This is a genomic window from Haloarcula sp. MBLA0163, from assembly GCF_055632435.1.
Genome location: NZ_CM145745.1, coordinates 2,105,510 through 2,118,804, shown reverse-complemented (window position 1 = coordinate 2,118,804; position 13,295 = coordinate 2,105,510). Strand labels below are relative to the sequence as shown.

Annotated in this window: 14 protein-coding genes; 3 read left to right on the top strand and 11 right to left on the bottom strand. The window is 70.0% G+C overall.

Translation table 11 applies throughout. The features are described 5' to 3' along the window. Positions 1 to 5 precede the first annotated feature (5 nt). The 7 genes from ACV7GQ_RS11285 to ACV7GQ_RS11255 form a co-directional block, all read right to left on the bottom strand. The gene (locus ACV7GQ_RS11285) at positions 6 to 362 is read right to left on the bottom strand and encodes a HalOD1 output domain-containing protein (protein WP_470310342.1); all 357 of its coding nucleotides are present in this window, start codon (positions 360 to 362) and stop codon (positions 6 to 8) included. A gap of 75 nt (positions 363 to 437) precedes the next feature. Further along, a complete protein-coding gene (locus ACV7GQ_RS11280; RefSeq protein WP_470310341.1) occupies positions 438 to 1,082 on the bottom strand; it encodes a helix-turn-helix domain-containing protein in 645 nt (214 codons plus the stop codon). Positions 1,083 to 1,148: 66 nt separating this feature from the next. Further along, the gene (locus tag ACV7GQ_RS11275; protein WP_470310340.1) at positions 1,149 to 2,180 is read right to left on the bottom strand and encodes an aldo/keto reductase; all 1,032 of its coding nucleotides are present in this window, start codon (positions 2,178 to 2,180) and stop codon (positions 1,149 to 1,151) included. Positions 2,181 to 2,237: 57 nt separating this feature from the next. Continuing rightward, a complete protein-coding gene (locus ACV7GQ_RS11270; protein WP_470310339.1) occupies positions 2,238 to 2,663 on the bottom strand; it encodes a disulfide bond formation protein B in 426 nt (141 codons plus the stop codon). Between the two features lie 250 nt (positions 2,664 to 2,913). Beyond that, entirely contained in the window at positions 2,914 to 4,818 is a 1,905-nt protein-coding gene (locus ACV7GQ_RS11265) for a beta-CASP ribonuclease aCPSF1 (RefSeq protein WP_470310338.1), read from the bottom strand. A 203-nt stretch (positions 4,819 to 5,021) separates the two neighbouring features. Beyond that, on the bottom strand, positions 5,022 to 6,314 hold the full coding sequence (locus ACV7GQ_RS11260; RefSeq protein WP_470310337.1) for a hypothetical protein: 1,293 nt from the start codon (positions 6,312 to 6,314) through the stop codon (positions 5,022 to 5,024). Continuing rightward, the gene (locus ACV7GQ_RS11255; RefSeq protein WP_470310336.1) at positions 6,314 to 7,024 is read right to left on the bottom strand and encodes a hypothetical protein; all 711 of its coding nucleotides are present in this window, start codon (positions 7,022 to 7,024) and stop codon (positions 6,314 to 6,316) included. Before ACV7GQ_RS11255 ends, ACV7GQ_RS11260 begins: the two co-directional genes overlap by 1 nt. A 119-nt stretch (positions 7,025 to 7,143) precedes the next feature. On the opposite strand from ACV7GQ_RS11255, the gene ACV7GQ_RS11250 reads away from it, so the two are divergent. Further along, entirely contained in the window at positions 7,144 to 7,626 is a 483-nt protein-coding gene (locus ACV7GQ_RS11250; protein WP_470310335.1) for a DUF7984 family protein, read from the top strand. On the opposite strand, the gene ACV7GQ_RS11245 is transcribed toward ACV7GQ_RS11250, so the two are convergent. The 4 genes from ACV7GQ_RS11245 to ACV7GQ_RS11230 all read right to left on the bottom strand — a co-directional run bounded on the left by ACV7GQ_RS11245 (position 7,618) and on the right by ACV7GQ_RS11230 (position 10,923). Continuing rightward, positions 7,618 to 8,667: a DUF7350 domain-containing protein gene (locus ACV7GQ_RS11245; RefSeq protein ID WP_470310334.1), complete on the bottom strand. Its 1,050-nt coding sequence runs from the start codon at positions 8,665 to 8,667 to the stop codon at positions 7,618 to 7,620. The genes ACV7GQ_RS11250 and ACV7GQ_RS11245 overlap by 9 nt on opposite strands. Positions 8,668 to 8,718: 51 nt before the next feature. Further along, positions 8,719 to 9,984, bottom strand: a complete 1,266-nt coding sequence (locus tag ACV7GQ_RS11240; protein WP_470310333.1) for a DUF7405 family protein — start codon at positions 9,982 to 9,984, stop codon at positions 8,719 to 8,721. A gap of 85 nt (positions 9,985 to 10,069) precedes the next feature. Next, positions 10,070 to 10,588, bottom strand: coding sequence for a winged helix-turn-helix transcriptional regulator (locus ACV7GQ_RS11235; protein WP_470310332.1), 519 nt, complete (start codon positions 10,586 to 10,588; stop codon positions 10,070 to 10,072). Next, positions 10,585 to 10,923 carry a DUF7471 family protein gene (locus tag ACV7GQ_RS11230; protein WP_470310331.1) on the bottom strand — a complete coding sequence of 113 codons (339 nt, stop codon included), beginning with the start codon at positions 10,921 to 10,923 and terminating at the stop codon, positions 10,585 to 10,587. The genes ACV7GQ_RS11235 and ACV7GQ_RS11230 overlap by 4 nt, the downstream gene beginning before the upstream one ends. A 79-nt stretch (positions 10,924 to 11,002) precedes the next feature. Between ACV7GQ_RS11230 and ACV7GQ_RS11225 the strand changes: the two genes are divergently transcribed. Together ACV7GQ_RS11225 and proS are read left to right on the top strand one after the other, a co-directional pair. After that, positions 11,003 to 11,728 (top strand): ATP-grasp domain-containing protein, encoded by a 726-nt coding sequence (locus tag ACV7GQ_RS11225; protein WP_470310330.1) that lies wholly within the window; start codon positions 11,003 to 11,005, stop codon positions 11,726 to 11,728. Positions 11,729 to 11,777: 49 nt separating this feature from the next. After that, positions 11,778 to 13,232, top strand: coding sequence for a proline--tRNA ligase (gene proS / locus ACV7GQ_RS11220; protein ID WP_470310329.1), 1,455 nt, complete (start codon positions 11,778 to 11,780; stop codon positions 13,230 to 13,232). Positions 13,233 to 13,295 lie beyond the last annotated feature (63 nt).

Genomic DNA, 13,295 nt, shown 5'->3' with positions numbered 1-13,295 from the left:
GCGGACTACTCGGCCGGTGAGACGGACACCGCGCCGTCACGCACCGTCACGCTGTACCCGACGTAGTCGAAGGTCACCGAGAGGTTGCAGTTCGCTCCCCGGTCGTCGGCGAACAACTCGTCCAGCGCCTCGGGGTTGACACTCTCGTACAGCGACGGCAACGAACAGGGGTCTGTCCCCTCGAGGCGGCCCACGAGTTCGGGGACCGCGAGGCTCGCGAAATCCGTGGTCACGTCGAACTCGGCACGGGTCTCGTGTGTCCGAGTGTGGGTCGATACGTCTGTGAAGTCACACGCTGTGCCGTCTGCGACGGCGTCGTGCCCCGACTGTCCGCGGACAGTCGATGGCGTCCGGTCGGTCATCGAATTCAAAGAGTCCCGACAGCAATAAAGCGGAGCGGGTTGACTATGTAATCTCTTGATACCGTCAGCGGCTGGTCAGCTCTCGAGGACGTACGATTCGACGAGCGTCCGGTAGCCCCGGCGGAGCCGGTTCGAGAGCGCCTGCCGAGAGATGCCGAGTTCGGTGGCCACCTCCTCTAACGTGGTCGTCCGGGGCTCGCTGAAGTAGCCCCGTTCGTGGGCGAGCGTCAGCGCCTCGCGCTGTCTGTCGGTCAGTTCGGGGGTCCCGTCGGCGGCCGCCGCCCCGGCGTCGGTCAGCTCCGACAGCGTCGGGACGATACCGGCGGCTCGACAGGCACGGTCGAACGCCGTGATGGCGCTCTGCTCGTCGCCGCGGACGTCGACGCGCCACCCCGACTCGGTCCCGACCGCGGACAGCATCGTCACGTCGCTGTCGACGATTGCCCCCAGGAGTCCCTCGTGGGTCCCCACGCACTTACACCGGAGGAGCGACCGTCCGCAGACGCTGTCGACCACCGTGACCGACTCGAACTCCCCGACTGTCGCGAGGGACGCACAAACCGTCTCGCCGTCGACGCCCTCGATCCAGAAGTACGGCATCACGGTCGACCCGGTCGGGACGACGCGCTCTATCTCGACGACGGCGTCCGGGTACGATTCGAAGACCGCTCCGAGCAGGAACGTCTCCGGGGGCATCGTGAACTCTGCGACGGTCGCCATCGTCGACTATCCGTCGTCCAACACGAAAAAGAGTACGCCTGCCCACGCATGCGGCCGCGGCCCCACTCAGCGTCGGTGGCCCCACCGCTCGCCGTCCTCGGCGTAGCGGGCCGAGACGATGCGGTTGAACTGCTCGTCCGACAGCGAGATGTCCGTCGCCCCGACGTTCTCGTCGAGCTGGTCGACGGTGCGGGCGCCGACGATGGGGACGCAGGTGAACTCCGGCTGTTCGATGTTCCAGCGGAGCGCGACCTGCGCCGGCGTCGCGTCGAGCTCGTCCGCGACGGCACGGATCTCGTCCAGGACGTGCCAGCCGCGTTCCGAGAGGTAGTAGTCCTCGAACCGGTCGTCGAGCGAGCCACGGGCGCCCTCGGGCCCCTCGAAGGCCGTCGGGTCCTCGTCGTCCGTGCGCTCGTACTTGCCGGTGAGGAACCCGCCGGCGAGCGGCGAGTACGGACAGACCGCGATGTCCTGGTCCGCACAGACGTCGAGGTAGTCCTTCACGTCGTCGCGGTAGCCCGCGTGGAACAGCGGCTGGGTGACCTCGAACCGTTCGAGGCCCTCGACGTCGGACTTCCAGAGGGCCTTCGTCAGCTGCCACGCGGCCATCGTCGACGCGCCGAGGTAGTGGACCTTGCCCTCGCGAACGAGGTCGTTCAGCGTCCGCAGGGTCTCCTCGATGTCGCTCTCCTCGTCCCAGCGGTGGATGTAGTAGAGGTCCAGATAGTCCGTATCGAGCCGGTCCAAGGTCCCCTCTATCTGGGCGCGGATGTGCTTGCGGCCGAGCCCGGAGTCGTTCGGGCCGGGCTCGCCCCACCCGTCGAATGGGAAGTACACTTTCGAGGCCAGCACGACGTCCTCGCGGTCGTAGTCCTGTAGCCACTCGCCGATGTACTCCTCGCTGGTGCCGTTCGGGTTCCCGTAGACGTTGGCGGTGTCGATGAAGTTGATGCCGCGCTCCCACGCCGCGTCGAGCAGTTCGTGGGCCTCCTCGCGGTCCGTCTCGACGACGTCGCCCGTCTGGCGGCCGAAGCGCCACGTCCCGAAACAGAGCTGTGAGACCGTCGTCCCTGTCGAGCCGAGTCTGGTGTACTCCATAGCCGGCCCAACGTGGCCGACGACAAAAACGCTGGGGCGCCCGGCAACCCGTGCAGGTCACCCGCGTCGCCACGCCACCGCGACGGCGACCCCCACGAGACAGAACGCGAGCAAGGAGAGGTTCGGTATCGTCAGCCCCAGCACGCGGTACTGGATCTGCGCACAGCTTATCGCGCCCACGCTGCAGGTGGTCTGGGTCACCTGCAGCCACGAGTGGTACGCCGCGAGCACGCCGCCGAGACCGACCAGCGGCAGGGCCGTGTACGCGACGGCGGGCCGACGCTCGGCGGCGGCGACGCCGAGGACGACCACCTGCGGGTACATGAGGATGCGCTGGTACCAGCAGAGCCGACACGGCGTCAGGCCGAGGCCCAGCGAGAGGTAGAGACTCCCCGTGGTGGCCACCAGCGCGACCAGCGTTCCGAACGCGAGGAGCGACCGACAATCGAAGGGGACCCCACCGTCACCGTCTCGCCAGTTCACGAGTGTGGAAGCGTGCGCCGTCGGAAAAAGCGTTGCGTGCGGTGGTGGGTGCCACCGCGGGCGTAGTCGGTGGTGGCCTCGCCGGCGCTCCGTCGCCGGCGAGCGGGGGAGGGCAGGCAGTGACGAGCAGCCGGTGGCGGAACCACCGGTTCACCGGAATCGAGCTCGGAGACCGAGATTTCCGGCCGTTTTCCCCATGTTTCTGCAAGCGAGCGTTCGCTACGCGAACCTCCCGCAGTAAAAAGTGGGCTCAGACGAACCGGAACGTCTCGAGGTTCTCCGGCGTGAACGTCCGGACGTTGTAGTCGTGGTACAGTCCCGACGAGAGGTCCTGCGTGGCGGACTCGTCGCCGTCGACACAGAGCACCTTCTCGGGTCGCGGGTGCATCGTCTTCACGAAGTTCTCCAGTCCCTGCCGGTCGGCGTGGCCGGAGAAGCCGTCTATCGTCTCGACGCGCAGGTTCACCGGCACGCTGTCGCCGTCGATGCGCACCTCGTCGGCGCCCCGCTGGACGCGCCTGCCCAGCGTCCCCTGTGCCTGGTAGTCGACGAAGGCCAGCGTCGAGTCGGCGTCGGGCGCGAGCTCTCCGAGCCACGTCCGGGCGGGGCCGTCGGTGAGCATGCTCGGCGGCGCGAGGACCACGCTGGCCTCGTCGCGGTCGGCGATGGCCCCGCGGTCGTCGCCGTCCTCGACGGGCGTGAACTGGTCGGCGAGGAACGGGTTACTGTCGGCGTCGTGGAGGCGGTCCTTGACCTCGTTGCGGAGGTAGTCGGGGTAGGTGGTGTGGACCGCCGTGGCCTCCCATATCATCCCGTCGAGATAGACGGGCATCTCGGGCACGTCGCCCTCGCGCATCGCCTCTTCGAGGACGACCATCAGTTCCTGTGCGCGGCCCACCGCGTGGACGGGGATGAACACGGTCCCGTCGCGGTCGGCGGCCTCCCTGACGAGGCGCTTGAGCTTCCGCTCGGAGTCGTCCTGGTCGGTCTGGTAGTCGTTCCGACCGCCGTAGGTGGACTCGAGGACGAGCGTCTCGACGCGGGGGAACTCGTTGACCGCGCCGTCGAACAGGCGGGTGCTGCCGTAGTGGATGTCTCCGGAGAAGGCGACGTTGTAGAGGCCGTCGCCGATGTGGAAGTGGACGACCGAGCTGCCGAGGACGTGGCCGGCGTTGTGGAGCGTGAGCTTCACGTCGGGCGCGATGTCGGTGACGTCGCCGTACTCCAGCGGGATGCAGTGTTTGACCGCCTCGCGGACCATCTCGCTCTCGTAGGGGCGCTTGCGGCCGGCGGCGTCGGCCCGGCCGATGTAGTCGAGCGTCATCAGGCCCAGCAGGTCCCGCGTGGGCTCCGTGCAGTAGATAGGGCCGTCGTAGCCGTGCTCGAACAGCAGCGGGACCAGCGCCGCGTGGTCCAGATGCGCGTGGGTCAGGACGACGGCGTCCAGCGAGGACGCCCCGGACCCGATGGCCTCGGGCACGTCGAGATACGGCTGTTCGGTCCGCTCGCCGGGCTTGTCGCCGCAGTCGACGAGGATGCGCGTGTCGGCCGTCGAGATGATGTACGCCGCACGGCCGACCTCTCGGCACCCACCGAGGGTGGTCACTCGGACCCACTCCTCGCTGGACATCGGGTCGCGGTGGATCTGCCGACCGACGCGTTCGAGGATGTCCCGGCGGTCGTCACGCTCCTGGGTGAGGAAGTCGCGGACGTTCGAGACGGTCGGGGACTCGATGGGCGGTGTGCGGACCACGTCGGGCGTCCAGCCGACCGCCTTGGTTATCTCCCGGAGCGTCTCGCCGCGCCGACCGATGACGCGGCCGGGCTTCTCGGCCTCGATGAGCACCTCGCCGGTGTCGGCGAGGAACTGGAGGCCGCTGACGCCGGCGTCGTCGGGGATTATCTCCCGAATCTGCTCCTCGGCGGTCTCCGGTCGCGTCAGCACGTCCGGGTCGGGCCGGACGGTGATGCGCTTGCGGAGCTTCGACGCCAGACGGCGGACGAGGTCGCCGTCGGCGGCGAACTCCTTCGGGTCCCGGGTGTAGATGACCAGTTCCGGGCCCTCGTAGGTGACGTCGGAGATGGAGATGTGGTTCGGAACCTCTTCGTCTATCGTTGCTCGTACCTCTTCGAGTTGCTTGTCTACCGTGCTCATAGTGTAGAACGGGCGGGCGGCCTGCTGGTGGCGTGGACTCCGTCGCGGGTCGGCCTGGACCGAGTGTCTCGTACGGTCATACAGTTGTCCGTTGTTCGGTGAACGCCCTCCAGGCGGAGAACTGCCCGGAAAACCGATTGTACACGTCAGTACCCCGCTCGAATTATTAAAGACTTCGCACTCCGGACCGGGTCGGCGGCCGTCTACGCGGACTCGAGCGTCTGCGCGGTCCGCCGACTCGCTGCCGGTGTGGCCCGTGCGAGCGCCGTCGCGACGACGTAGGACGCGACCGGGTGGGACAACTGCTCGGGCGTGGTCTCGCCCCGGGACCGACTCAGCTCCCAGTCCGCGCTCCAGATCTGTTCGGCGGCGTCGGTGAGGACGGTCCTTGCGAGCCCGGGTTCGGCGCTGTCGGCGAGTGCCGTCGACAGCGCGTCGAGCGCCGTCTGCCTGAACCGGCGGACGTCGGCGGCGCTCTCGACGCGGAACCGGTCGCCGGACTCGACGCGGTTCTGCACGCGCTCCAGCGCGTCGAAGTGTGCGAGCCGTCCGGTCGCGTCGACGACGGCAGCGGCCGGGCCGGCGGCGTCGGCGACCCGACTCGGGCCGCTCTCGGCCTCGAACCGCAGGTCGTCGACGACGCGCTGGGCGGTGTCCCAGTCCTCGGCGTCCGACTCCGGCGCGAGCGTCGACAGGCGCGACCCGACCGTCGAGAGGAGTGTCTCGGCGGCCCGGCGGAGGCGCGGTTCGACGGTCCCGGCGTCCGACGGGAGCGAGGCCCGGAACCGCGAGTCGAGGTGCCGGGCGTCCTCGAGGAGCGCTCGGGTCGACTCTGCCGCCTCGCCCCACTCCGCGACGGCCAGGAGCGCCGACCCGTCGTAGTTGATGTGGGGGCGCTCGTCGTCGGTCGCCCGCTCCAGCGCTCGCTCGACCCGTGCGTGGACCAGCGCCGCCCGGACGGGGTCGGCCCCGCGGTGGTCGTAGGACGACCGCATCGACCGCGCCGCCGACGTCGCCGTCCGGCGCTCCTCGCGGAGGTCGGCGACCGACTGGCCCCCGTCGACGAACTGCCACCCGGCGGCGGCGTACCGCGCGTGCTCCCGAGCGTGGCGCAGTTCCTGCATCGAGGCGAACGCCGTCTCGGCGCGCCGAGCCTCGTCGAGCGCGTTGGACGCGTCCGTCGATGCGTCGAGCAGCCGCTCCCGGACGTAGCCGTTCGGAATCTCGTCGGCGCCCAGCGGCGTCGGGAGGTCCGCGAGCAGTTCCGTGGTCCGGTCGCGGGCCGCCCTCAGGTACGCGCCGTCGATGGCGACGGGGACGGCCGGCGCGACCAGCTGGTGGGGGCCGTCCTCCTGGTCGACGTCGGGGAGTTCGTGACTCCGTATCGTCGAGCGCTCCTCGTCGCCGAGGTTCTCGATGGCACCGCACCCGGCGAGCGCACTCGCGCCGACGACGGCGAGGAACCCGCGGCGGGTCGCCCCGTCCGTCGGTGCCATCACTGCCCACCCCCGGTCGTCCGCGTCTCCGTCTCGGTCCGGGTGGTCGCGTCGTCGCTCGTTGTCGGCGAACCGCTTTCCGCCGCCGGGCCGCGTCGACACCCGCCGGTGCCGATAGAGGAGCCGAACCCGTTCACCGAGTCAGCGTCGAGTGCGGCCGGAATCCTGACGAGCCGGACCGCGAACACCTCCCGGTCGGCCCGGCAGGCCTCGTCGTAGGGGCGGGTGACGCGCGTGTAGTCGGTCTGGACCTCGTCGGGCTGCCAGGAGACACTGCAGAGTTCGAGGCGGAAGCACTCGCCGACCCGGTGCATCTCGACGTACACCGTCTCGCTGTCGAACGCGGTTTCGTCGAGGAACGCCCCGACGCGGTCAGCGCCGGGGATGTCGGCGACCGCGACGCGCTCGGCGCGTTCGGGGCTGTCGACGACGGCGTTCGTCCGGAGGTACGAGTGTTCCGACTCGGTGGGTCGCCCGCCGTCCGTTTGGTCGGGGTCTGCGAGCCAGACCGGCGGCCGGTCGGTGTCGGCCCTGAGGGCGAGGTTCTCGGGGTCGGCCTCGGACCCGGCGAAGTCGGTCTCGCCGGCGGTCGCGGTCGGCGACGTTCGACTCGAGTCGGCGCTCCCGTCGAGGAGGCCACCGCACCCGGCGAGCGCGCTCGCCAGGCCTGCGGCTCCGTGGAGGAGGCGACGGCGTGTTGGAGGGACCATCGTCTGGAGGCCGTCGCCCCCGAACGGGATAAGTCTCGTGTTCGGTCACACCCGCTCCGACCGACCGCTCCGGCCCCGCCCGTCGCCACACCGAAGGCGACGGCGGACGAGGACGACACATGCACGTCACCCCTGCCGTCGTCGCCGAGGAGTACGAGTGGTGTCTCGGACGGGCCGACACGATAGTCCCGCTGGTCAACGATACACGCGAGCACCTCGGCGACCTGTTCGGCGCCGATGTCGCGTCCATCGACGAGCGGGCCTACCGCGAGAGCGTCGAGGCGGTGTTCGCCGACGGCGACCGGGCGGTCAACGTCGCGGCCCTCATCCGGTTGCTCCGGGACCTCGACGTCGAAGGCGACTACCCGGGATTCGTCGTCGACGAACTGCTGGGCCGGGAGCTCGCGGCCATGCTGGCGGGCGACCAACCGCTCCGACTGCTCGCCGAAGCCACGTTCCACGTCGCCGACGTGCGGACCCACGGGGCCGAGGACGAGGCCGCGGGGGCGGACGACCTCGACGCGGCGCTGGCGGCCGGCGTCCAGACCCGACTGCCCGGGTGGCCGTGGCAGGAGGGCCAGAGCCCCTTCGGGCTAGAATGAGAACGAGGGCGTCCCCACGAACGCCGTCTCGTACCCCTCGTGGCGCGAGACCTGCGGCGGCGCGACGACGTCGACGCCGACCGCGGGGTCCGTCTCCGTCGTCTCGACGACGGCGCCGTAGTGGTAGCCGAGGGCCGGGTGGACGGCGGCGGTCAGCGCGTCGTCGAACGCCGTCTCGCCGCCCGCCTCGACGGTGCCGTCGAGCGACATCATCGGTAGCGGGACGCGGTTGTACGGCGTGCGGACCGAGACGGCGAGGTACGACTCGCCGTCGGCGAGGAAGTCGGCCTCGGAGAGCCACGTCGCGGCGTACACGCCGTCGCTGCCCTTCTTCGTCCCGAGGAGCGTCCCGGGCAACTCGCCGGCGACCGGCGCCTGCGAGGTCGGGACCATCGACATCTCCATCAGGTCGACGGCGGCCCGCTCGCCCTGCGTCTCGGGGAACTCCTCGTAGGAGAGCTTCTGGAGGGCCGACTCGGAGAAGTCGAACTCGACGCTGGCCTCGGCGGCGTCGCCGAACCGCTCGGCGAACGACCCCAGGCGGCGCTCGTCCATCGCGTTGACGCGGGCGGTCAGCGTGTACAGGCCGTCGCCGTCGAGTTCGTAGTTATCGCCGTAGTGAAAGCCCATGTTCTGGGATATCATCGGCCACGGCGACTTCTCGTCGACCGTCTCCCCGTCTTTCTCGATGGCGATGGAGACGCCGGCGGAGATGGGGAGGACCATCTCGGTCTCGGGGTCCCAGACGGTCGCCATCAGGTGGACGCTGTCCGCGTCGCGGATGTCGACCCGTTCGGCGTCCGTCCCCGTGACCGTCCAGAAGCGGTGCGGGAACGAGTAGGTGAACCCGAGCATGTAGTCGCCCGCCTCGGCCATCCCGGCCATCCCCATCCCCTCGACGTGGGTCGGGCGGTAGGTGGCGTCGGGGCGGTCCTCCACGGGCGGCGGCGCGCGCGTCGACTGGGTCTGGAAAGAGCCACAGCCGGCGACGAGCGACGCGCCGGCGAGGCCGGCGCTGGCGAGAAAGCGTCGTCGGTGCATACGCTCGGGTAGCCGCCGTCCCTCAAAGACGGTTCTGGTACGGTGGGCGAATCAGGTCGGGTCGGCCGGCGGGAGCGCCCGCAGGGAACGCGGCGGCAGGAGGTAGTTCCCCCGGCGCTCGACGGTCATGTACTGGAGGATGCCGTTGTTGGTGCGCTGGCCGACCGCGGAGTTCTCGGAGACGTCCGCGCCGTTCATCGCCTCCCTGGTCGCGACGAAGTCGGCGATGGACCGCTGGAGCGAGAGGAAGTGCAGCCCGGCCTCGCCGCCGTCGGTCGAGTCGAAGTCCCGGCGGAGGATGGTCGGACTGTCGTCCTCGCGAGCGCGCGAGAGCTTCTGCGAGTGGCCGACGACGCCCTCCCGGCGGCCGCTCTCGACGACGTCCGCCGCGCAGTCCTTGACGCCGCTGTGCTGGCCGAGGTTCTCGCCGACGCCGTCCACCTTGTCCTCGTCGGCGTGGGCCGGGCAGAACATCTTCGAGACCCGCTGGTCGCGGGAGTCCTGTTCGTACCACTGCTGGAGGTGCAGCCGGATGAACGAGAGGTGCTGTGTCGCGCCGCCGGCGAACGGCCCCGAATCGACCGTCACGCGGTCCTCGGTGGCCTGGTTGCCCTTGAAACCGGACTTGAAGCCCATGAACAGCGGCGCGTCCTCGGGGACGGGCTCGGAGTCCGGGATGCCGTCGACGTCCTGGTTCTCGGCCGGGAGGCCACCGCCGACGAACCCGGTCCGTCGGTCGGCCACCTCGAACACGCCCTCGAACGACGCCGCCATCTCGTGGTCGTTCACCGACGCCTCGGTCCCTTTCAGCGCCTCCTCGGCCGCCAGCACGACGCTCTCGTGGTCGCTGGCGAGGTGGAGGAGCGCGTCGGGCGTGTCGAAGGCGGGGTCCTCGAACGGCGCCAGCGCTTCCGGTTCCGGCACCTCGACGCCCGCCGGACTCGCCCCGAACCGGTCGAAGTACGCCGGACTGTAGCCGAGCGTGAACAGGAGCCCGTCGTTGCTCCACTCGTAGGCCCGCTCGAGCGACGTGAGCGCGTCCTCGACCTGCGTCCGGTCGTCGTCGGTCGGCGTCCCGTCGCCCTCGTAGTCGAGCAGCAGGAGGACGTGGTGGTGTGCCATCCGGTGGTTGCCGGCGTCGTCGGTCGCCAGCGCGTCGTTCCAGGCGTGCTGGCGGGCCGGCAGACTGGCGGTGTCGTCGGTCCCCTCGGGGACGTCGGGCGTGCCACGGTCGAGACAGGCGGCGAGCGCGGCCGTCCCACCGATGGCGACGGCGCTCTTCGCGAACTCGCGTCGGGAGATACCGCGGTCTGTCATCGACACGGGCTAGGGGGTCGACCCATTACTCGATTCTGGTACACCAGCCGAACGCGGGTGCCGCCCACGCGTCCCGGCGAGCGCGTCACCCCCTCCCGTCCGGACTGTCGAGCAGGTTGTCGACCAACCGCTCGAACCGGTCGGTGAGCCGTGCCGGGAGACTCGGCTCCAGGACCCGGACCAGTCGGGCCGTCTCCACCGGGTCGACGAGTTCGAGGGTGACGCGGCCGCCGTCGCGGCGCTTCGCGACGACGCCGTGTTCGACCAGTCCGTCGAGGTGGTGCTCGAGCGTGCTCCGGGCGATGCCGAGGTGGTCGGCCACGGCGTCGGGTCTGGCGCCGTCGGTCTCGAACAGCGTCGCCACGACGTCGCGGGCCGTCTCCCGGCGGAGGAGGGCGAGGACGCGCCGCTCCCACCCGTCGTACTCCGGCGGGTAGTAGTGGGTGCGGCCGTTCACCGTCTCCGTGGTGACGTCGTCGAGTCGCCGGAGGTGGTACTGGACCTGTCCCGTCGCGAGGTCGAGCACCCGCGTCAACTCGCGGAAGTGGACGCCGGGGTCGCGGTCGATGTGGTTCCGAATCGCCTGTCGGGTCTCGTTCGTCATGTGTCGCCGTTATCGAGTCGTTTCTCGACCTGTCTGGAATAATAGACGGCACCTAAGACCAGCGCGACGAGCAGCGCGTCGGCGGCGTGTTCGAGGGTGTGGTGGCTGGTCGGGCTGATGGCCCCGACCATCGACAGCCCCGCCAGCATCGGTCGGGCGACGAGCGCCCCGAGCGCCAGCGCGACGAGGAGGTACGCCCGCGACCCGCGCCGGCGGTAGGCGGCCAGCCCGAGCGCACAGAGGGCCGCCGTCGCCAGGCCGGAGACGAGCAGGACGGCGCCGAAGTCCACGTGGAACTCGCCCAGGTGGACGCCCATGTGTCCCGGCCATGTCATGCCGACACCTAGACGGCGGAGCCACCTGACTCTCTCGGTTCTGGCTGACTTTTTTACGCCGTCCGCGAGACCCGACGGTATGGACAGCATCGGGTTCGTCTGTGAACCGGACCACCCCGCCTTCTGGCCGGTCGCGGAACGACTGGCCGCACGCGGGTTCGAGGTCGAGTTCCTCCGGCCGGTGGACCCGATTCGTCGGGCCGACGTCGACGGTCTCGACGCCCTGGTCAACGGCACGTTACACCCGGAGTCGTTCGGCGCCCTCCGCTACGCGGACCGGCGGGACGTCCCGACGTGGAACGGGTTCCTCGCGACGACGGCCCTCGCCTCCCGCGTCGTCGCGCTCGACGCCCTGGGCGAACTCGGGTGTCGCGTCCCCGAGGTCCGGTTCGACGGCCCGACGGCCGGCTTCGAGGTGGCCAACCCGTTCGCGTGGCGCGGTCGGTCCCCAGGGGGAGACCAGCCGTCGGTCTACGTCGAGTCGGTCCGGACCGAACCGCTCGACCACCGGTACTACGCCGTCGACGACGGGCGCGAGACCCACGTCCGCGCACTGGAGCTGCGGACCGCCCTGTCAGACGCCGGCCCGCTGGTCTCGCGGACCGACGTCGACGTGGCGCTGGCCACGCGGGTCCGCGAGCTGCTGGAGCGGTTCGGTGCCCGGGCCGTCGCCGTCGACTTCACCCGCGGCGAGGACGGCGCGTTCTACGCCCTCAGGACGACGCCGGTGCCGACGTTCGGCGGGACGGACATGGACCGACGCATCGCCGACTCCGTGGCGTCGCTGACCACCATCGGCGCGTAGTGGCACACCTTCGGGGAGTTTATTAGCGGCGTGGGCCACGATTCCGGTAATGAGCGGCGAGCAGGAACTCGGCATCACGGAGAGCAAGGAGCATTCACCCGGCGAGTGGTACGCCGAAGTCGTCCAGAAGGCCGGCCTCGCGGACTACGCCCCCATGGGCGGGTTCATCGTCACGCGCCCGCGGGGGTACGCCATCTGGGAGCGCATCCAGAACCACCTCGACGGCTGGTTCAAGGACACCGGCGCGCAGAACGCCTACTTCCCGCTGTTCATCCCGGAGAGCTACCTCGAGCGGGAGAAGGACGTCGTCGAGGGGTTCGACCCGGAGGTGGCGTGGGTCACCCACGGCGGCCACGACGAACTCGAGGAGCGACTGGCGGTCCGGCCCACCAGCGAGTCCATCATCGCGCCGTTCATGGCCGACTGGACCCGCTCGCACCGTGACCTCCCCCTGCGACTGAACCAGTGGTGTTCGGTCGTCCGCTGGGAGGCCACCGAGACGAAGCCGTTCTTCCGCACCAAGGAGTTCCTCTGGCAGGAGGGCCACACGGCCCACGCCGACGAGGAGGGCGCGTGGGACGAGACGATGACCCGGCTGGACCAGTACGAGCGCCTCTACGAGGAGGTCATGGCGATGCCGCCGCTGAAGGGCCGCAAGCCCGAACACGACAAGTTCCCCGGGGCACACACGACCACCACCGTCGAGGCGCTGATGCCCGACGGCAAGAGCGTGCAGGCCGCCACCTCCCACTACCTCGGGACGTCGTTCGCCGAGGCGTTCGACATCACCTACGCCGACGAGAACGAGGAGGAGAACGTGGCCCACACCACCTCGTGGGGACTCTCGTGGCGTGCCATGGGGGCACTCATCATGACCCACTCCGACGACCAGGGGCTGGTCCTCCCGCCCGCCCTCGCACCCACGCAGGTCGTCGTCGTCCCCATCTGGCAGGAGGACACCAAAGACGACGTGCTGGAGTACAGCGCCGACCTCGCCGCCGAACTGGAGGAGGCCGGCGTCCGCGTCGAACTCGACGACCGGGACCACCGCAATCCCGGCTTCAAGTACAACGAACACGAACTCAACGGCGTCCCGCTGCGCATCGAGGTCGGGCCCCACGAGGTCGAGGACGAGGAGGCGACGCTGGTCCACCGTCCCGACGGCGAGAGCGAGACGGTCGACCGCGAGGACATCGACGACACCGTCGCGGACCACCTCGACACAATCCACGCCAAACTGTACGCCAGCGCCGAGGAGACGCTGGAGGGCGAGATCCGCGAGGCCGGGTCACGCGAGGAGATCCTCGGCACCATCGGCCAGCACGGCGGCTACGTCAAGTGCGGCTGGTGCGGCGACGAGGACTGCGAGGACCCCATCAAGGAGGCCATCGCCGCCGAGATCGTGATGGTGCCGCTGGACCGCGACGAGGAACCGATCCACGACGAGTGTGCCATCTGCGGCGAGGACGCCGAGGAGACGGCGTACTTCGCGAAGAGCTACTGAGTCCGAACTGGCGGCTGCTACCGTCGCCAGTTCGGCCGGGACCGAGCCGTCGCCGCTCGAGTA